We start from the raw sequence: 19,689 nt of genomic DNA, 5'->3' as shown, positions 1-19,689 counted from the left end.
TCCCGCCGCAGGCGAGAGAGGGGGGAGCCGCAAAGCGGCGCGGGGGGTGTCCCCTGTCAATGAGTGTCTTCGCTCACACCTTCAAGAATGCCGAAGCGGCGCAGCTTGATGTAGAGGCTCTGGCGGGAGAGGCCGAGCATTTCAGCGGCCGAGGCGCGGTTGTCGCCGGTGAGCTCCAGGGCAGCCTCAATGCACAGCTGCTCGATCAGGTCGGTGGTTTCGCGCACGATGTCCTTGAGCGGGAGCCGGCCGACCAGCTCGGTCATCTGGCTGGCCGAGCGGGGCAGTTCCTTGCTGGCGCGGGTCTCGATGCCCAGCCGGCGGCCCACGTCGCGGATGGTGAAACCCAGGCAGCGCTGCGAGCCCGCGTTCACCGCCACGGCGGAAATTTCCACTTCGGAGGTGGAGCCGTATTCGCCGCGCATCAGGGTGGCAAACAGGCGCACGCTGCCGTGCTGGCGCAAGTTCGTGAGCAGCACCCGGAAATCGACCCCGGTGCGACCCAGCCATTTCTCGAGCACTTCGCCGCGGGCCTGGTCCTCGCTGGCCAGCTGGCCGAGGTCGAGGAATGCACGGTTGGCACTCAGGATGCGGCCGTCGAGATCGGTGACGACCAGCGCATCGGGCGCGCTCTCCATTACCTGGAGCAACTGGCGCTTGCTGGCTGAGAGGCTCGGCGCCACCGAGTCCATCGGGCGGGTGAAGCGCAGCAGGAAATGCAGGGTGTTTTCCTGGCGGAACTGGGAGGCCGCCACCACCATGTCCTGGGTGGAGTCGATCAGGCGGATGGTGCAGGGGTCGGCCCGGCCACTGGAGCGCAGGCGGTCCAGCATGTCGCGCACGGCCGCCTGGCTGGGCACGTCCAGACTGCTGAGCAGGGTCCAGCCCGGCAGGCGGGATGGCTCGCCAAACAGCTCGTGAGCGGCGGGATTGGCTTCTTCAAGCTTGTCGACCGAGCCTTCGAGGATGAGCACCGGCTCCGAGGCCATCTGGAACAGCAGGCGGTAACGCGTTTCCACCTGGCGCAGCCGCCAGTAGTCGCGTTCCATGGATTGCTGGGCCGTGACCAGGCGCTGTTGCAGCGCCACCTGACCGCGCAGGTCGCGGCCAAAGGCCACGGTGTGCGAGACCTGATCGGTCTTGCCTTTGACCTTGCGATGAACCTGCACCACCGAGTAGGACAACGGCAGGTCAGCCCGGTCGGTCATGGGGTGGTTCACATGGCGCCAGCGGATGTTGTCCGCACCTTGCTTGTCGGGATGGCCGAGCAGGTCCTCGATCTTGGGTTTGCTCTCGACCGTGACGGTCTGGATCCAGGGTTTTCCGATCCACTCCTGGCAGCCCAGGCCCATCATGTCTTTGCCGATGAGCGCCATGTCCCGGATCACACCGTCAGTGTCCAGAATGAGAACCACGTCGGCGGACGCCGTGACAAGCTCCGCGGCGGCATCTGCATCCAGGCCGTCGAGGAACTGGCCAGCCTTCTCAAACGGCTTGTGGACATAGGCTTGTGACGCCTGCGGCATGTTGAGCTTTCGTGGTCCTAGCAAAATCACTATGGTGGTGAACGGCGCTTCAAACCTGACTTCGCGCTTTGCTGTCGGCCAGCAGCTTTGCAGCCAGCGCCGGTGCAGCAGGGCCATCGGTGATGATGGCGTCGGCGGTGAGCCTGTTGCCGAACTCCGGGTGCAAACCAAAGATTGCACCGCCTGCAATTATAGAGATGCCGGGGTTGAGGCTCTTGCGTCGAACCTGCTCCATGGTTTCGCCCAGCCGCTCGATACCGGTCTCGCATCCGAGCGAAAAACCGACCACATCAAACCAGTCTTTCTGCACCATGCCGGGCGCGCCATCGGTGGCCACGAAACTGGTGACCACCTCCCAGCCCGCACGGTGAAAGAACTCGCCAACCAGTGACAAGCCAAAGGTGTGCTGCTCGCCCGGGCAGGGCATCAGCAGCACCCGCCGGGCCTTGTCGCTGGTTGCTTCGCTGGTGAACTGGGCGAAGGCAGCGCTGTTTTCCCGCAGCAGTTGCTGCAGGCGCCCCAGACCCACGGTGACCTCGGTGAAGCTGCACAGGTCGCGTTCCCAGAGTTCCCCCAGATAACGCGCCACCGGTGCCAGCAGGTCCAGGAACACGGATTCAATGGGCACGCCCCGATCGCGCAGCGCGGCGATGAACCCGCGCAAGGCTGCGTCGTCGTCGTGAAGCACCATTTCGGCGAACGGGATCACATCTTCCCGTGCCACGTGCTCGCCCAGCGAGACCGGGTGCGCCGCTCCGTCCCTGGCCACCCGATGCGCCAGCATCAGCCGGGGGATGATTTCGTACTCCACCGCCTTGGCCAGCAGCACAGAGCGCAGTCCATCGTCGTTGGAGGCTTCGGGCGGGTCCATGCGCAGGAGATCGTCGATACCCGGCGTGCCGGCGGGGCCGCAGACGGATTCGGCCCAGCCGTCAAGGGGTGGCGTGCCAAAGAGCTCTGTCTCTTGGGCCGACGTTTGCCTGGAATACGAACCCATGTGTCTGTCTCCTGGTGCGCTTGCGTTGTGCCGATACGCAGGTGCCGCGGTGCTTGCCGAGGCTTTCTTACGAGATCAGAAGTGGTCGGGCGGTATCCCGTCGGAGTCCGGCGAGTCGACCCTTCGACCCGCCGCCCGGCGCTTGGAAAGCGTTGTACTGCTGTCAACCTTGCGCGTCAAAACATTTCGATTTTCTGTCCAAAAAACTGTACCGGGGCCAGCTGTAGGTGTCAATTAATAAATACGTCAATTTAAGTTGACACAAATGGATGGAGCATCTAAATTGGATCCAAGCGCTATCCATGGAGACACACCAGATGCACCCCGAACGCCAGCGGCCCGCCAGTCGCCCTCTGTACACGCCCGAAGAGCGGGTGCGGCGAGACGCCACGGTGTGGACGCTGGTGCAGGGCATCCTGGCGCCGGTGCAGTTCCTGGTGTTTCTGGTCAGCCTGGGGCTGGTGTTGCGATTTCTGGCCACCGGTGAAGGACAAAGTGCCGCCACTGTGTCGGTGGTCATCAAGACACTGGCGCTCTACACCATCATGGTCACGGGATGCATCTGGGAGAAGGTGGTCTTCGGCCGCTACCTGTTTGCGCCGGCGTTCTATTGGGAAGACGTGTTCAGCATGCTGGTGCTGGCCCTGCACACGGCGTATCTGCTGGCGCTGCTGACCGGCGCGCTGGATGCCCGTGGCCTGATGTGGCTGGCGCTCGCCGCCTACGCCGCTTACGTGGTCAACGCTGGGCAGTTCATCTACAAGCTGCGCATGGCGCGGCTCCAGGGCCATGCGGGCATCGTGGCGGTGCACGCATGAGCGCCGTGTTCCCTATTCAGTCGGTGTCCAAAGGCTGTGCAGATGCGCCCGTGCTCAAGGAGCGGGGCCAGCGTGAGGTGTTCTGCGGCCTCACTGGCATCATCTGGCTGCACCGCAAGATCCAGGACGCCTTTTTCCTCGTGGTCGGTTCGCGCACCTGCGCGCACCTTATCCAAAGTGCGGCCGGTGTGATGATCTTTGCCGAGCCGCGGTTTGCCACCGCCATCATCGACGAGCGCGATCTGGCCGGCCTGGCCGATTGCAACGAAGAGCTCGACAGGGTCGTCACCCGCCTGATCGAGCGCCGCCCTGAGATCAAGCTGCTGTTCCTGGTGGGCTCCTGCCCGTCGGAGGTCATCAAGCTGGATCTGTCGCGCGCCGCCTCGCGCCTCTCTAGCCGCTTCTCGCCCGATGTGCGCGTGCTCAATTACTCCGGCAGCGGCATCGAGACCACCTTCACCCAGGGCGAAGACGCCTGCCTGGCCTCACTGGTGCCGGTGTTGCCACCCGCAGCCGCCCACGCGCCGGCTGCGCTGATGGTGGTGGGGGCGCTGGCCGACGTGGTCGAAGACCAGTTCGCCCGGCTGTTCAAACAACTGGGCATCGGCCCGGTGCAGTTTTTCCCGCCGCGCCAGGCCAACGAGATGCCCACGGTGGGTCCGAACACCGTGTTTTTGCTGGCCCAGCCCTTCCTGGCCGACACGGCGGTGGCCTTGGAAGCCCGTGGCGCCACGCGGCTTCCGGCACCGTTTCCGCTGGGCGTGGAAGGCACCACCGCCTGGTTGCAGGCGGCGGCTTCCGCCTTCGGCGTGGACGCCGCGACGTTTGAGGGGGCCATAGCCCCGGCCCGCGACCGCGCCACGACCGCCGTGGCCCGCCAGCGCACACAGCTCGCCGGCAAGAGCATCTTTTTCTTTCCCGATTCGCAGCTTGAGATTCCGCTGGCGCGTTTCCTATCGCGCGAACTCGGCATGCTGCTTGCCGAAGTCGGCACGCCGTATTTGCACCGCCAGCACATGGCCGAAGAACTGGCCCTGCTGCCCGAGAACACGTTTTTGAGCGAAGGCCAGCACGTGGAAAACCAGCTCGACCGCTGCCGCGCCGCCCAGCCCGACATCGTGGTCTGTGGCCTGGGTCTGGCCAACCCGCTGGAGGCCGAGGGCCTGACCACGAAGTGGGCGATCGAACTGGTGTTCACCCCCATCCAGGGCTTCGAGCAGGCGGCCGATCTGGCCGAACTGTTCAGCCGCCCGCTGGTGCGCCGCCTGCGCCTGGCCGCCTGATCCTTCAACGGCACCCTCACATGCAACTCACGCTCTGGACCTACGAAGGACCGCCCCACGTGGGTGCGATGCGCATCGCCACCGCGATGAAGGACGTGCACTACGTGCTGCACGCGCCGCAGGGCGACACCTACGCGGATTTGCTGTTCACCATGATCGAGCGCAACGCCAAGCGCCCGCCGGTGACCTACACCACCTTCCAGGCGCGCGACCTGGGTGGCGACACCGCCGAGCTGTTCAAGAACGCGGCGCGCGAGGCCTACGCACGCTTCAAGCCGCAGGCCATGATGGTCGGCTCTTCGTGCACCGCCGAACTGATCCAGGACGACCCGGGTGGCCTGTGCAAGGCCCTGGATCTGCCGGTGCCGGTGGTGGCGCTGGAGCTGCCGTCGTACCAGCGCAAGGAAAACTGGGGCGCCTCGGAAACCTTCTACCAGATGGTGCGCAACCTGGCCGACACCAGCGTCAAACGCGCCCCGCGCGAAGCCGGCCAGCGCGCCCGTTGCAACATCCTCGGCCCGGCCGCACTGGGCTTTCGCCACCGCGACGACCTGCGCGAGATCACCGGCCTGCTGCGCGAGATGGGCGTGGACATCAACGTGACCGCACCCCTGGGCGCCTCACCCGCCGACATGGCCCGCCTGGGCGACGCCGACTTCAATGTCGTGCTCTACCCCGAGATCGCCAACGTGGCGGCCGGCTGGCTCAAGCGCACGTTTGGCCAACCCTCCACCCGCACCGTGCCCATCGGCTCGGGCGCCACGCGAGACTTCATCAACGAAGTCGCTGAACTGGCTGGTGTGGATCCGATCCATGTTCTGGCCAACGCCGACGCGCGCGCGCCCTGGTACGCGAAATCGGTCGATTCCACCTACCTCACGAGCAAACGCGTGTTTGTGTTCGGTGACGCGACCCATGTGGTCGCCGCCGCGCGCATTGCGGCGCAAGAGATGGGTTTCACCGTGGTCGGCCTGGGCACCTACAGCCGCGAGTTCGCCCGCGAGGTGCGCGAAGCCGCAGCGCTGTATGGCGTGGACGCGCTCATCAGCGACGACTACCTCGAAGTGGAAGCCCGCATCGCCGAGCTGCAGCCCGAGCTGGTGCTGGGCTCGCAGATGGAGCGCCACATCGCCAAGCGCCTGGGTGTGCCCTGCGCGGTGATCTCGGCCCCCGTGCACGTGCAGGACTTCCCCGCGCGCTACTCGCCGCAGATGGGTTTTGAAGGCGCCAACGTGCTGTTCGACACCTGGGTGCACCCGCTGATGATGGGTCTGGAAGAACACCTGATCGGCATGTTCCGAGGTGACGCCGAGTTCCACGAAGACGCCGCGCCGTCGCACCTGGGCGGTTCCGTGACGCCCAAGACCGTGGTGGCGCCGGTCGCGCCGGTGGAGCAGGCTGCCGCCAACGAGACCCTCACGCCGCAAGAGGCCACCTGGGGCCTCGACGCCGAAAAAGAACTGCGAAAGATCCCCTTCTTCGTTCGCGGAAAAGCCAAGCGCAACACCGAGCGTTTTGCCATTGACCGAGGGGTGTCCCTGATCACCGTGGAGACGCTGTATGACGCCAAAGCTCACTATGGGCGCTAAGACCCCGACGGCCGGCGCCCAGCTGCCCGTGCGTCTGGTGGTGGTGACCATGGACACGCACCTGGCGGGTGCGATCGAGCGCGCACAGCGCACCCTGAAAAACGAGATCCCGGGGCTCACGCTCACCTTGCACGCTGCGTCCGAATACGCGGGCAACGACGCTGCCATCGAACGCTGCATTGAAGACATCAACCGCGCCGACATCATCGTGGCCGGCATGCTGTTCATGGAAGACCATTTCCTGCCCATCCTGCCTGCGCTGCAGGCGCGCCGCGAGCAATGCGACGCCATGATCTGCATGGCCTCGGCCGCCGAAGTGGTCAAGCTCACGCGCCTGGGCAACTTCGACATGGCCAAGCCCGCCAGCGGCCCCATGGCCATGCTCAAGAAGCTGCGCGGCAGCAAGGAAAAGGCCGCCACCGGGGGTGCCGCGCAAATGAAGATGCTGCGCCGCATTCCGCAGCTGCTGCGCTTTGTGCCCGGCACCGCGCAAGACGTGCGGGCGTACTTCTTGACGCTGCAGTACTGGTTGGGCGGCTCGGACGAAAACATCCTGAACCTGGTGCGCCACGTGGTGAACCGCGGCGCCGATGGCGAGCGCAAGAACCTGCGCGCGCAGGTCAAGGCGCAGCCACCCATCGAATACCCCGAGGTCGGCGTGTACCACCCGCGCATGGCCGGCCGGCTGGCCGACAACGTGGCCGCCTTGCCGCTGCCGGCGGTGCGCCCCACCGTGGGCACGGTCGGTGTGCTGTTGCTGCGCTCCTATCTTCTGTCGGGCAACTCGGCGCACTACGACGGCGCCATTGCCGCGATGGAAGCGCGTGGCCTGCGCGTGGTGCCGGTGTTCGCCGCCGGGCTCGACGCGCGCCCGGCCATTGACGCCTTCTTCATGCAGGACGGCCGCTGCATCGTCGACGCCGTGGTCTCGCTCACCGGCTTCTCGCTCGTGGGTGGTCCGGCCTACAACGACGCCAAGGCGGCCGAAGACATCCTGGCCCGGCTCGACGTGCCCTACGTGGCGGCGCACCCGGTGGAGTTCCAGAACCTGGCGCAGTGGGGTGGCTCCGAGCGCGGCCTGCTGCCGGTGGAGAGCACCATCATGGTCGCCATCCCCGAGCTCGACGGCGCCACCAGCCCCATCGTCTTCGGTGGCCGTGCCGGACCGGTGGGCGTGGCCTGCACCGGCTGCCACCACGCCTGCACCTTCACAGAGACCGACAGCGCCCAGGACATGCAGTCGTGCCCCGAGCGCGCCGTGATGCTGGCTGCGCGTGTGTCGCGCCTGGTGAGCCTGCGCCGCAGCGAGCGCGCAAAGCGCCGTGTGGCCGTGGTCATCTTCAATTTCCCGCCCAACGCCGGCAACGTCGGCAGCGCAGCCTACCTCTCGGTGTTCGAGTCGATGTTCAACACCCTGAGCGCCATGAAGACGCAGGGTTATACGGTGGACATGCCTGAGAGCGTGGATGCGCTGCGCGACGGCGTGCTGCGGGGCAACGCCGCGCTGCACGGGGCCGACGCCAACGTGCACACCCTCATCAGCGCCGACGATCATGTGAAGCGCGAGCGCTGGCTCAGCGAGATCGAGGCGCAGTGGGGTCCCGCTCCCGGCAAACAGCTGAGCAACGGCAGCGACATCCTGGTGCTCGGCAAGCAGTTTGGCAACGTGCTGGTGGCGGTGCAACCCTCGTTCGGTTACGAAGGCGATCCGATGCGCCTGCTGTTCGAAAAGGGCCTGTCGCCCACCCACGCGTTCTCGGCCTTCTACCGCTACCTGCGCGAAGACTTCAACGCCCACGCCGTGCTGCATTTCGGCACCCACGGCGCGCTCGAGTTCATGCCCGGCAAACAGAGCGGCATGTCGGGCAGCTGCTGGCCCGATCGCCTCATCGGCGACCTGCCCAACATCTACCTCTACGCGTCCAACAACCCCAGCGAAGGCGCGATCGCCAAGCGCCGCTCGGGCGCCACGCTCATCAGCTACCTCACGCCGCCCGTGGCCCAAGCCGGTCTGTACAAGGGCCTGATCGATCTGAAGGAAGGCATCGAACGCTTTCGCGGCCTGGAGCCCACCTCGCGCGAACGCGTGGAGTGTGTGGCGATGCTGCAGGCCCAGGCCGCGGCACTCGATCTGGTGGATATCGAACCGGTGTGGAACGCCGAGCCCGGCGGTGATGCCGACAGCCATGTTTTCATGCTCGCGCAGCAGGTGCTGGAACTCGAATACACGCTGATTCCCTGCGGCCTGCATGTGACCGGCCGCGCACCCAGCGAAGCCGAGTGCGTGGACATGCTGCTGGCCATGAGCGAAGCCTGGGAAGGCCAGCGACCACCGCGCGCTTCGGTGAGTGCCCTGGTCGACGGCCTGAGCGTGGAGCAGGCCATGAAGGCCGGCCACATGCAAAACGACGATGCGACCTTGCTGGCCATGCGCGGTCTGGCCGATGCCGGCCGCATGCTCGCCAAAGACACCGAGGTCGACGCCATCCTGTGTGCGCTGGACGGCCGCTACATCCGCCCCGCGCCTGGCGGCGACATCTTGCGCACGCCCGAGGTGCTGCCCACCGGGCGCAACCTGCATGGCTTTGATCCGTTCCGCATTCCGAGCGCCTTTGCCGTGAAAGACGGCGCCGAACAGGCGCAGCGCCTGCTCGACCGCCACATGCAGGAGTCCAACGCGCTGCCCGAGTCGGTGGCCATGGTGCTGTGGGGCAGCGACAACCTGAAGAACGAGGGCGCACCGATTGCCCAGGCCATGGCCCTCATGGGCGCGCTGCCGCGCTTTGACAGCTACGGCCGCATAGCAGGCGCCACGCTCGTTCCCCTGGCCACACTCGGCCGCCCGCGCATCGACGTGGTGATCACGCTCTCGGGCATCTTCCGCGACCTCATGCCGCTGCAGATCCGCATGCTGGCCGAAGCCGCCTGGATGGCCGCCTCCGCCGACGAAGCGGTGGAGCAGAACTGGATCCGCAAGCACGCGCTGGCCTACCAGGCGGAGCACGGTTGCACGCTGGAGACGGCTTCACTGCGCGTCTACGGCAATGCCGAAGGCGCTTATGGCTCCAACGTCAACAACCTGGTCGAGAGCGGCCGCTGGGACCAGGGAGACGAGATCGCCGAGACCTACAGCCGCCGCAAGGGCTTCGCCTACGGCCGCACGGGCCTGGCGGTGCAACACACGGCGCTGCTGCAAAGCGCGCTGGCCGACGTGCAGCTGACCTACCAGAACCTCGATTCGGTGGAGCTGGGCGTGACCACGGTGGACAACTACTTCGACACGCTGGGCGGCATCACCCAGGCGGTGAAGCGGGCGCGCGGTGGCGTCACGCCGCCGGTCTACATCGGCGACCAGACCAAGGGCGATGGCGCGGTGCGCAGCTTGAAGGAACAGGTGGCGCTGGAGACACGCACCCGCATGCTCAACCCCAAGTGGTACGAAGGCATGCTTGAAAGCGGCTACGAGGGCGTGCGCCAGATCGAGGTGCACGTGACCAACACCATGGGCTGGTCGGCCACCACCGGCCAGGTGCAGCCCTGGGTCTACAAGGAGTTGAGCGAGACCTTCATGCTCGACCCCGACATGCGCAACCGGCTGGCACGACTCAACCCCACGGCCTCGGCCCGCGTGGCCAACCGTCTGCTGGAAGCTTCCGATCGCCAATATTGGCAACCCGATCCCGAGGTGCTTGCTGCGCTGCGTCAGGCCAGCGAAGAACTCGAAGACCGGCTCGAAGGTGTTTTTGAAGGAGCTACCCCATGATGGAAACCAGCGTTCCCCTGACCGACCTGAGGCGTGCCTCCGGACGGTCCAGCCGTGAAGACGGGGAGGGCAGCCTTCAGGTCCAGCTCGACCCCTCGCTCAAGATCGGCAATGCCAAGGTCTTTGCCATCTACGGCAAGGGCGGCATCGGCAAGAGCACCACGAGCTCCAACCTCTCGGCCGCGTTTTCCCACCTGGGCAAACGCGTGCTGCAGATCGGCTGCGACCCCAAGCACGACAGCACCTTCACCCTGACCAAGAAGATGCTGCCCACCGTGATCGACGTGCTGGAGACGGTGGACTTCCACGCCGAGGAACTGCGCGTGGAGGACTTTGTGTTCCCCGGCTACAACGGCGTGATGTGCGTGGAGGCCGGTGGCCCACCCGCGGGCACCGGCTGCGGTGGCTATGTGGTCGGCCAGACCGTGAAGCTGCTGAAGGAACACCACCTGCTCGAAGACACCGACGTGGTGATCTTCGACGTGCTGGGCGACGTGGTGTGTGGTGGCTTTGCCGCGCCGCTGCAGCACGCCGACCGCGCACTCATCGTCACCGCCAACGACTTCGATTCGATCTTCGCGATGAACCGCATCGTGCAGGCCATCGGCGCCAAGGCGAAGAACTACAACGTGCGCCTGGGCGGTGTGATCGCCAACCGCAGCGCCGCCACCGACCAGATCGACAAGTACAACAACCAGATCGGTCTGAAGCTCGCTGCGCACTTCCCCGACCTGGACGTGATCCGCCGCAGCCGCTTGAAAAAGAGCACCTTGTTCGAGATGGAAACCTCGCCCGAACTCGAAGCGGTAAAGAAGGAATACATGCGCCTGGCCGCCTCGCTCTGGCTGGGTGTGGAGCCGCTGGCGGCCGTGCCCATGAAGGACCGCGACATCTTCGATCTGCTCGGATTCGACTGAGTGGAGACACCTGCATGAAAACCTCCAACGCCAACTACATCGAGCGCCGCTCGGAGATCGAAAACTACTTCGATCGCACCGCCGCCCAGGCCTGGGAGCGACTCACCTCCACCGCGCCGGTGGGGCGCATCCGCGCTTCGGTGCGCGCCGGGCGCGACGAGATGCGGGGCACGCTGCTGGGCTGGTTGCCACAAGACATGCGCGGCCTGCGCGTGCTTGATGCCGGCTGCGGCACTGGCGCGCTGGCCCTGGAGGCCATGCAGCGCGGTGCAGAGGTGGTGGCCATCGACCTCTCGCCCACACTGGTGCAGCTGGGCCGCGAACGCAACGCCACGCTCACCCCCAACGGGCGCGGCGGCAGCATCACCTACCTCTCGGGCGACATGCTGGACGATGCGTTGGGCGAGTTCGACCACGTGGTGGCCATGGACTCGGTGATCCACTACGACACGCCCGACATCGCCCACGCCATCCAGCGCCTGGCCGCACGCACGCGCGCCAGCGTGCTCTTCACCATCGCGCCCAGCAGCCCGCTGCTGAGCGTGGCGCACAGCCTGGGCCGCTTCTTCCCCCGCAGCGACCGCTCGCCCGCGCTCACCCCCGTGTCGCAAGCCCGACTGCGCGCCTTGCTGCTGCAAGGTCTCGGCAGCCGCGGCTGGACCGAGGGCCGCACCCAGCGCGTCTCCGGCGGCTTCTACACCTCGCAAGCCTGGGAGTGGACGCGGTGAACCTGAGCCGGATGCTCTCCCCCGCCTGGGCGATGAACATCACCCGGCGGTACGCCCCGTTTGCGGATGCGGCGTCCAGCGACCTGCCGCTGGGCCGCTTGCTGCGCCTGTCTTTGTTCCAGGCCTCCATCGGCATCACCATCGCTTTGCTGGTGGGCACGCTCAACCGCGTGATGATCGTTGAGCTGAACGTGCCGGCCTGGTGGGTGGCGCTGTCGGTGGCGCTGCCGCTGGTGTTCGCTCCGCTGCGCGCGCTCATCGGCTACCGAAGCGACACGCATCCCTCGGCCCTGGGCTTGAAGCGCATGCCCTACATGTGGATCGGCACGCTGCTCATGTTCGGCGGGCTGGCCATCATGCCGTTTGCCTTGTTGCTGCTGACCGTGACGGACGCCAGCGTGTGGGCCGGGCGCATCGGCGCGGCCCTGGCCTTCCTGCTGGTGGGCGCGGGCATGCAGATCACCCAGACCGCCGGCATGGCGCTGGCCAGCGACCTCTCGCCCGAAGACAAGCGCCCGCGCGTGGTGGCCTTGCTCTACAGCACGCTGCTGGTGGGCATGATCCTGGGCAGCGCGCTGCTGGGTTTTGTGCTGATCGACTTCACGCCCACGCGCCTGGTGCAGGTGGTGCAGGGTGCCGCGGTGCTGGTGGCCGTGCTCAACATCACCTCGCTGTGGAAACAGGAACCCCGCCAGGCCCGCCGCGGTGCGCGCGAGGCGCAAGGCTTCTCGCGCAGCTGGGCAAGGTTGATGGCGATCCCGAAGATCAAGCGCTTCCTGTGGACCGTGGGCCTGGGCACCGTTGCGTTCAACATGCAGGACATCGTGCTGGAGCCTTACGGCGGCCAGGTGCTGGGGCTCAACGTGAGCCTCACCAGTTCGCTCACTGCCATGAGCGCGGGCGGTGCCTTGCTGGCCTTCGTGCTGTCGGCGCGCTTCATGTCGCGCGGCCTGGACACCATCCGCCTGGCGGCCATCGGCGCCTTGCTCGGCCTGCCGGCCTTTGCCTGCGTGATCTTCTCGGCCCCGTTGAACTCGGCCCACCTGTTCCAGTTCGGCGCGGCGCTCATCGGCTTCTCGGGCGGCCTGTTCTCGGTGAGCATGTTGCTAACCGCCATGGCCTTGCCCGAGCGTGAGCTCACCGGCCTGGTGCTGGGTGCCTGGGGTGCCGTGCAGGCCACGGCGGGTGGCCTGTCCATGGCCCTGGGTGGCGTGCTGCGCGACGTGGTGTCCAGCCTGGCCGCCCACGGCTGGCTCGGTGAAGTCCTCAATTCGCCGGTCACGGGCTACAGCTTCGTGTTCCACCTGGAAATCTATCTGCTCTTCGCGGTGCTCATCGCGCTGGGCCCCCTGGTGCGCCGCTCCACGCCGGCCGCCGCGTCCCATCCCCGCCCCATTGGCCTGGCCGAGTTGCCAGGTTGAGCACCAGTTGAAGTCGAGTTGAAGTCGAGTCTCAGAGCCAGCCCTCATTGAAGGAGAACCACCATGGATACAGGCGCAATCACCCAGTACGTCGACGTCGCACAACTCGTGCTTTACGCGTTCTGGATTTTCTTCTTTGGATTGATTTACTACCTCCAGCGAGAGAGCCACCGCGAGGGCTACCCGATGGACCCCGGCCGTGAAAACGGCCCCGTGACGCCGGGCTGGCCCACCGCCCAGCCCAAGAGCTACGAGCTCGAAGACGGCCGCACGTTTTTTGCGCCCGACCCGAACCGCGCCGACGGCGCCTACTCGGCCACGCCGACGCACCGCTGGGCTGGCTCGCCGCTGGACCCGGTGGGCGATCCGATGCTCGCCGGTGTGGGCCCGGGCGCCTGGGCTGCCCGCGCCGACATCCCCGACATGACGCACGAGGGCCAGGCCAAGATCGTTCCCCTGCGTGCGGCCGCCGACCACGGTGTGGCCCGGCAAGACACCGATCCACGCGGTCTGGTGGTCTATGGCGCCGACAAGGAAGTCGCCGGCGTCGTCAAGGACATGTGGGTCGACAAGTCGGAAATGATGTTTCGCTACATCGAGGTTGATCTCAAGAGCGGTGGCTCGGTGCTGCTGCCGGTGAACTTCTCGCGCATCCGCAAAGACGGCGTGAGCGTGCACGCCATCCTGGCCGAGCAGTTCGCCGGCGTGCCCAAGACGCGCAACCCCGATCAGGTGACGCTGCTGGAAGAAGAAAAGATCGTCGCCTACTACGGCGCCGGTCTGCTGTACGCCACGCCCCAGCGCATGGAGCCCATGCTGTGAACGCGCACCACGAACACGAATTCGAGGCCGCGCCCGGCCTGCCCGAGCCGCTGCCGCAAGGCGAGCGCCTGCTCTGGCAGGGCAGCCCCGACTGGCGCACCCTGGCCATCCACGCCTTTCATATGCGCAAGCTCGCCATCTACTTCGCCGGCATGCTGGGCTTGCAGTGGCTGTATTTGCTGGGTGAGCCCGGCGGTGCGGTGCTCATGCCGCTGTTCACCAGCGCGACGCTGGCCACGGTGGCCCTGGGGCTGCTGTCGCTCACGGCCTGGTTCTCCGCGCGCACCACCCTCTACACCCTGACCGACCGCCGCATCCTCATGCGCATCGGCATCGTGCTCACGCTCACCTTCAACCTGCCGCTGCGCAAGCTCGCCGCTGCCGCCATCCGCCCGCAAGCCGGCGGCCATGGCGACATCGCGCTGACCTTGACCGGGGAAGACCGCATTGCGTGGCTCAACCTCTGGCCGCATGCACGCCCCTGGCTGCTCAGGCAGCCGCAGCCCAGTCTGCGCTGTGTGAACGACGCCCAGAAGGTTGGTGAGCTGATCGTGCAGGCCTGGAGTGCCCGCAACGCCGATGCCATGGCCATCGTGGGCGGCCCCAGCCCGGCACCAGTGCGCCAGCCGCGCGAGCTCGCGACCGCCACGGCCTGAGCCACCCCGGAGATCACCATGAGCACCCACCACCATCCGTCTCCCCTGGGCACCGACACCCCCTGGCCGATCTGGGCGCTGGGCATCTTCTTGCTGGTGGTCCTGGCGGGTGTGACGCTGCAGATGAAGGTGGTTGGCGCGGCCCCGGCTCAGGCCCACGAAGCGGTGCAGTGGGAGCGCCAGTTGTCGTTCGTGGGCCAGTCCAATGGCGACATCGCGGTGCTTGACGCGGGCACGAAGCAGGAAGTGGCGCGCTTCCAGGGTGAGCAGGGCTTTCTGCGTGGCAGCCTTCGCGCGCTCAACCGCGAGCGCAAGCGCAACGGCATGAGCCCGGACCTGCCGTTCCAGCTCACCGGTCATGTGGATGGCCGCATCACACTGCTCGACACCGCCACCGGCCAGCGCCTGAGCCTGGAGTCTTTCGGCCCGACCAACTCGGCCGTGTTCTCGCAGCTGCAGTGGGCCAGGCCCGCCTCATGAATCCGAACACCTTCAGGAGCCCACGATGATCACAACGACCGCCAGCGCCGACATTGACCACGTGGCCATGCTCATGGACACGGTGGAGAGCGCCGAAGACGCCAACGCCAGGGCCGTGAAGAACACGGTGCTGTCGCCGCGCTTCTACACCACCGATTTCAAGGCCATGGACGCACTCGACATCTCCCGCGTGCGCGCCGACTGGGACGTGATGATGAAGGAGTACGAGGGCGACAACAACCACGACCACTTCCAGCGCGACGCCGCGTTTGCCGAGGAAGTGCGCACGCTCATGCCGCAGCTCTCGCCCGAGATGCGCCAGGAGTTCCTGGACTTCCTCATCAGCTCGCTGACCTCGGAGTTCTCTGGTTGCATCCTCTACAACGAGATCCGCAAGAACGTCAGCAACCCCGACATCAAGCAGCTCATGACCTACATGGCGCGCGACGAATCGCGCCACGCCGGCTTCATCAACCAGTCGCTCAAAGATTTCAACCTCGGCATCGACCTGGGCAGCCTCAAACGCAACAAGGCCTACACCTACTTCAAGCCCAAGTACATCTTCTACGCCACCTACCTGAGCGAGAAGATCGGCTACGCGCGCTACATCACTATCTTCCGCCAGCTCGAACGCCACCCCGACAAGCGTTTCCACCCCATCTTTCGCTGGTTCGAGCGCTGGTGCAACGACGAATTCCGCCACGGCGAATCCTTCGCGCTCATCATGCGTTCGCAACCCGAGCTTCTGCAGGGCGTGAACAAGCTCTGGATCCGCTTTTTCATCCTGGCCGTCTACGCCACCATGTACGTGCGCGACCACACGCGCCCGCTGTTGCACGAGGCCATGGGCCTGGAGTCCAGCACCTATGACTTTGATGTGTTCCGCATCACCAACGACATCTGCCGCCAGGTGTTCCCGGTGGAGGTGGACATCGACCATCCAGCGTTCCGCCAGGGTCTGGAGCGCCTGTTGGCGATTTCGCTGGCCGCCGACCGCGCCAAGAAGCGCGGTGGCCTGCTCGGCAAGCTGCAGGTGGCGGGCTGTGCAGCGCAGGCGGCGTTCACCTTTGGCCGGCTGTACCTGTTGCCGGTGAAGAAGCAGGAACTGCCGCAGACGATTCGCATGGAACCGGTCTGGTGACACCCGACATGTCCACCACGTTCCCGTTCGGGCTGAGCCTGCCCTTCGACAGGCTCAGGACAGGCCAAGCTCAGGGCGAACGGGTGAGGCGATGAGCGAAACGATCGCCCCCGCACTGTTTGCACTGCTGTGCTGGTGGTTCGGTACGGGTGCCATCTTGTGGCTGGTGCGCAGGGCACCCACCACGTTTCCCTGGACGATGGGACTGCTCAGCGTCTTGCTGCTTGGCAGCCTGTGGACCACCCAGCTCAGCATGCAGGACCACACGGTGGGCAGCGCCTACCTGGCGTTTGCCAGCGTGATCGTGATGTGGAGCTGGCACGAGATGGCCTTTCTCACCGGCTGGCTCACCGGCGTGCGCCGCGCGCCGCTGCAGGTCGGGGCACGCGGCTGGACACGTTTCACGCAGTCGGTGCAGGCCGTCATCTGGCACGAGCTGGCCCTGCTGGCCAACTTCGGTGTGTTGCTGTGGCTGCAGCAGGATCAGGCAGGGCACGTGGCAATCTGCACCTTTGCCTTGCTGTGGTGCATGCGCTTCTCGGCCAAGATGAACCTCTTTCTGGGTGTGCCCGAGACCGGCGAGCAGTACCTGCCCAGCCATCTGGCGTACCTGGCCAGCTACTTCAAACGCGGCCCGCTCACGCCGTTCTATTACCTCGCGGTGGGCCTCTCGTGCGCCGTCTGGGCCTGGATGGTGTGGCAGGTGTCCAGCGGCACCGCCACCATCACCACCGGCTGGATCTTGCTGGCGGCCCTGCTGGGCCTGGCCATCGTTGAACACGTGATCATGGCGTTTCCCACGCCCATGCAGAAACTCTGGGGCTGGGCCATGTCGCGCAGCCCGGTGATCAAACCGGAAAAAGCATGAACGCTTTTCGCACCCCCGAAGACCTGTGGGATTTGCCGCCTGCATCGCGTCCTGCGGCCTCCCGACCCGCACCCGACGCGCCCCATGCGGTGGTCATCGGCAGCGGTTTTGGCGGCCTGGCATCAAGCGTGCGTCTGGCCGCCAAGGGCTGGCGCGTGACGGTGCTGGAGAAGCTCGACGCCCCCGGCGGTCGAGCCTGTGTGCACCGCCTGAACGGCCATGTGTTCGACGCCGGCCCGACCATCATCACCGTGCCGTTCCTGTTTGAAGAGCTGTGGGCGCTGGCCGGACGCAAGTTCGCCGACGACATCGAGCTGCGCGCGCTCGACCCGTTCTACCGCATCCGCTTTGACGACGGCGACGAGTTCAATTACAGCGGTGACCCCGACAAGATGCGCGCCGAGGTGCGCCGCATCAGCCCGGACGATGCGGCGGGCTACGAGCGTTTCATGGCCGAGGCCGACCACTGCTACCGGCTGGGCTTCGAGGCGCTGGGCGACAAGGCCTTTGACACCGTGGGTGATCTCATCAAGGCCAGCCCGGCCATCTTCAAGATGCGCGGCTGGCGCAGCCTGCACGCCATGGTGGCGGCTCACCTGAAGCACCCCAAGCTGCGCATGGCCATGAGCCTGCAGAGTTTGTTGATCGGGGGCAACCCGTTTTCCGTGACCTGCATCTACAGCCTCATCAACGCGCTGGAACGCAAGTACGGCGTGCACTGGGCGGTGGGGGGCACCGGCAAGCTCGTGCAAGGGCTGGTGAGCCTGCTGCAAGGGCAGGGTGGGGTGCTGCGTTGCAACGCCGAGGTGAAACGCATCGAGGTGGACCGTGGCGTGGCCACCGGCGTGACGCTGGCCAGTGGTGAGCACATCGCCGCCGACATCGTGGTGTCGAACGCCGACACCGCCTGGACCTACCGCCACCTGGTGGAGCCGCAGCACCGCCGCCACTGGACCAATCGCAAGGTGGAGAGCGGCCGCTACTCCATGAGCCTGTTCGTCTGGTATTTCGGCACCAGCCGCCAGTACAACGACGTGCCGCACCACATGATGCTGCTGGGCCCGCGCTACAAGGAACTGCTCAAGGACATCTTCCGCCGCCACAAACTGGCCGACGACTTCAGCCTGTACCTGCACCGCCCCACGGCGAGCGACGCTTCCATGGCGCCCGCCGGGCACGACACCTTTTACGCGCTGGCCCCCGTGCCGCACCTGGACAGCGGCACCGACTGGGTCGCCCAGGCCGAGCCCTACCGCCAGGCCATCGCCGAGGTGCTGGACCGCACGGTGCTGCCGGGCTTCGAGCAGCACCTCAGCGCCTCGCTGCTCACCACACCGCAGGACTTTCACGACCGCCTGCTCTCGTTCAAGGGGGCGGCGTTCGGCCTGGAGCCGCTGCTGCTGCAAAGCGCGTGGTTTCGCCCGCACAACCGCAGCGAAGACGTGGACGGCCTCTTCATGGTGGGCGCCAGCACCCACCCCGGTGCCGGTGTGCCGGGGGTGCTGATGTCGGCCAAGGCGCTGGACTCCGTGGTTCCCGATGCAACAACCTGGCAGCAACACCATGCACGCAAACACGTTTCACGCTGAGACGCAGGCGCCGCGCGCGGCGGTCGATCTTGACGCCTGCGTGGCGCTCATGCGCACCGGCTCCAAGACCTTCTTTGCCGCCAGCCGCCTGCTCCCGCTGCGCGTGCGCGCTTCGTCGATCGCGCTCTACGCCTTCTGCCGGGTGGCCGACGACATGGTGGACTCGGGCGAGATGGCTGTCGACGCTGCCATGCGGGTGCTCTCCGAGCGCCTGGACCGCGTTTACGCCGGTGATCCACAGGACTTCGTCGAAGACCGCGCCCTGTCGGTGGTGGTGCAGCGCCACCAACTGCCCCGGCCCTTGCTCGACGCCTTGCTCGACGGCTTTGCCTGGGACGCGCAAGGCCGGCGCTACGACACGCTGGAGCAGGTGCATGACTACGGCGCGCGCGTGGCCGGCAGCGTGGGCGCCATGATGTGCTGGATCATGGGCGTGCGCAGCCCGCAGGCGCTGGCGCGGGCGTGCGAACTCGGCGTGGCCATGCAGCTCACCAACATCGCGCGCGACGTGGGCGAAGACGCACGCAACGGCCGCCTGTACCTGCCGCGCCAGTGGATGGCGCAGGCCGGGATCGATGCCGATGCCTGGCTGCGGCAGCCCGTGGGCAGCCCAGCCTTGCAGGGTGTCGTGGCGCGCCTGCTCGATGAAGCCGATCACTTGTACCGGCAGGCCTCCGTCGGCATTGCGCAGTTGCCGCGCGACTGCCGCTCGGCGATCCTGGCCGCCCGCCTCATCTACGCCGAGATCGGTCAACAACTGCGCCGCGAGGGCCTGGACCCCTGCGCCCGCCGCGCCATCGTGCCGACCTCGCGCAAGCTGGTGCTGCTGGCGTGTGCCTCGGTGCAGTCGGGCTGGGTGGGCCGCTCGGCCGCGGCCGTGCCGCCGCTGGCCGCCATTGCCTACCTGGTGGAGCAGTGCAACACGCTGGAAGACACCGCGTTTTCCAGCGGCATTTGCACCCGCCCGTTCAACCAGCGCATGGCCTGGATGCTGGAGATGTTCGAGCGGGTCGAAGCGCGCCGTCAGGAAGAACGCGATCTGCGGCACACAGCCGACGAGGCGATGCAGGGACAGCGCTTTTCACACTGAT

The 19,689-nt window shown here is 66.4% G+C and carries 16 protein-coding genes; 14 read left to right on the top strand and 2 right to left on the bottom strand.

Going from position 1 to position 19,689, the window contains the following annotated elements; all coding sequences use genetic code 11:
* Nucleotides 1–56: 56 nt before the first annotated feature.
* Together ppsR and F9Z44_RS13315 are read right to left on the bottom strand one after the other, a co-directional pair.
* Nucleotides 57–1,526 carry a transcriptional regulator PpsR gene (gene ppsR / locus F9Z44_RS13320; protein ID WP_159606888.1) on the bottom strand — a complete coding sequence of 490 codons (1,470 nt, stop codon included), beginning with the start codon at nt 1,524–1,526 and terminating at the stop codon, nt 57–59.
* A 49-nt stretch (nt 1,527–1,575) separates the two neighbouring features.
* A complete protein-coding gene (locus tag F9Z44_RS13315) occupies nt 1,576–2,523 on the bottom strand; it encodes a cobalamin B12-binding domain-containing protein (protein WP_159606886.1) in 948 nt (315 codons plus the stop codon).
* A gap of 317 nt (nt 2,524–2,840) precedes the next feature.
* Here F9Z44_RS13315 and bchF point away from each other — a divergent pair, with 317 nt between their 5' ends.
* From bchF to F9Z44_RS13245, 14 genes are all read left to right on the top strand, one after another.
* Nucleotides 2,841–3,341 carry a 2-vinyl bacteriochlorophyllide hydratase gene (gene bchF, locus F9Z44_RS13310; RefSeq protein WP_159606884.1) on the top strand — a complete coding sequence of 167 codons (501 nt, stop codon included), beginning with the start codon at nt 2,841–2,843 and terminating at the stop codon, nt 3,339–3,341.
* A complete protein-coding gene (locus tag F9Z44_RS13305) occupies nt 3,338–4,624 on the top strand; it encodes a ferredoxin:protochlorophyllide reductase (ATP-dependent) subunit N (protein WP_159606882.1) in 1,287 nt (428 codons plus the stop codon). The genes bchF and F9Z44_RS13305 overlap by 4 nt, the downstream gene beginning before the upstream one ends.
* Nucleotides 4,625–4,644: 20 nt before the next feature.
* Nucleotides 4,645–6,213 (top strand): ferredoxin:protochlorophyllide reductase (ATP-dependent) subunit B, encoded by a 1,569-nt coding sequence (gene bchB, locus F9Z44_RS13300; protein WP_159606880.1) that lies wholly within the window; start codon nt 4,645–4,647, stop codon nt 6,211–6,213.
* Nucleotides 6,185–9,976 (top strand): magnesium chelatase subunit H, encoded by a 3,792-nt coding sequence (locus F9Z44_RS13295; RefSeq protein ID WP_236574124.1) that lies wholly within the window; start codon nt 6,185–6,187, stop codon nt 9,974–9,976. Before bchB ends, F9Z44_RS13295 begins: the two co-directional genes overlap by 29 nt.
* Entirely contained in the window at nt 9,973–10,893 is a 921-nt protein-coding gene (bchL, locus tag F9Z44_RS13290; RefSeq protein ID WP_159606878.1) for a ferredoxin:protochlorophyllide reductase (ATP-dependent) iron-sulfur ATP-binding protein, read from the top strand. The genes F9Z44_RS13295 and bchL overlap by 4 nt, the downstream gene beginning before the upstream one ends.
* A gap of 14 nt (nt 10,894–10,907) precedes the next feature.
* On the top strand, nt 10,908–11,621 hold the full coding sequence (gene bchM, locus F9Z44_RS13285; protein WP_159606876.1) for a magnesium protoporphyrin IX methyltransferase: 714 nt from the start codon (nt 10,908–10,910) through the stop codon (nt 11,619–11,621).
* Nucleotides 11,618–13,042: a BCD family MFS transporter gene (locus tag F9Z44_RS13280; protein ID WP_328793949.1), complete on the top strand. Its 1,425-nt coding sequence runs from the start codon at nt 11,618–11,620 to the stop codon at nt 13,040–13,042. The genes bchM and F9Z44_RS13280 overlap by 4 nt, the downstream gene beginning before the upstream one ends.
* A 63-nt stretch (nt 13,043–13,105) precedes the next feature.
* Nucleotides 13,106–13,864: a photosynthetic reaction center subunit H gene (puhA, locus tag F9Z44_RS13275; protein WP_159606874.1), complete on the top strand. Its 759-nt coding sequence runs from the start codon at nt 13,106–13,108 to the stop codon at nt 13,862–13,864.
* On the top strand, nt 13,861–14,520 hold the full coding sequence (gene puhB, locus F9Z44_RS13270; protein ID WP_159606872.1) for a photosynthetic complex putative assembly protein PuhB: 660 nt from the start codon (nt 13,861–13,863) through the stop codon (nt 14,518–14,520). Before puhA ends, puhB begins: the two co-directional genes overlap by 4 nt.
* A gap of 18 nt (nt 14,521–14,538) precedes the next feature.
* Nucleotides 14,539–15,000: a photosynthetic complex assembly protein PuhC gene (puhC, locus tag F9Z44_RS13265; RefSeq protein WP_159606870.1), complete on the top strand. Its 462-nt coding sequence runs from the start codon at nt 14,539–14,541 to the stop codon at nt 14,998–15,000.
* A 25-nt stretch (nt 15,001–15,025) separates the two neighbouring features.
* On the top strand, nt 15,026–16,141 hold the full coding sequence (gene acsF / locus F9Z44_RS13260; RefSeq protein ID WP_236574123.1) for a magnesium-protoporphyrin IX monomethyl ester (oxidative) cyclase: 1,116 nt from the start codon (nt 15,026–15,028) through the stop codon (nt 16,139–16,141).
* Nucleotides 16,142–16,232: 91 nt separating this feature from the next.
* Complete coding sequence (gene puhE / locus F9Z44_RS13255; RefSeq protein WP_159606868.1) at nt 16,233–17,009, top strand: putative photosynthetic complex assembly protein PuhE; 777 nt, start codon at nt 16,233–16,235, stop codon at nt 17,007–17,009.
* On the top strand, nt 17,006–18,598 hold the full coding sequence (locus F9Z44_RS13250) for a phytoene desaturase (RefSeq protein ID WP_159606866.1): 1,593 nt from the start codon (nt 17,006–17,008) through the stop codon (nt 18,596–18,598). The genes puhE and F9Z44_RS13250 overlap by 4 nt, the downstream gene beginning before the upstream one ends.
* Nucleotides 18,573–19,688: a phytoene/squalene synthase family protein gene (locus tag F9Z44_RS13245; protein WP_159606864.1), complete on the top strand. Its 1,116-nt coding sequence runs from the start codon at nt 18,573–18,575 to the stop codon at nt 19,686–19,688. The genes F9Z44_RS13250 and F9Z44_RS13245 overlap by 26 nt, the downstream gene beginning before the upstream one ends.
* Nucleotide 19,689 lies beyond the last annotated feature (1 nt).

The sequence above is a fragment of the Hydrogenophaga sp. PBL-H3 genome (assembly GCF_010104355.1).
Classification (GTDB): domain Bacteria; phylum Pseudomonadota; class Gammaproteobacteria; order Burkholderiales; family Burkholderiaceae_C; genus Hydrogenophaga.
Note: the sequence above shows the minus strand (reverse complement) of the source record. Positions and strands in the feature narration are given on the sequence as shown.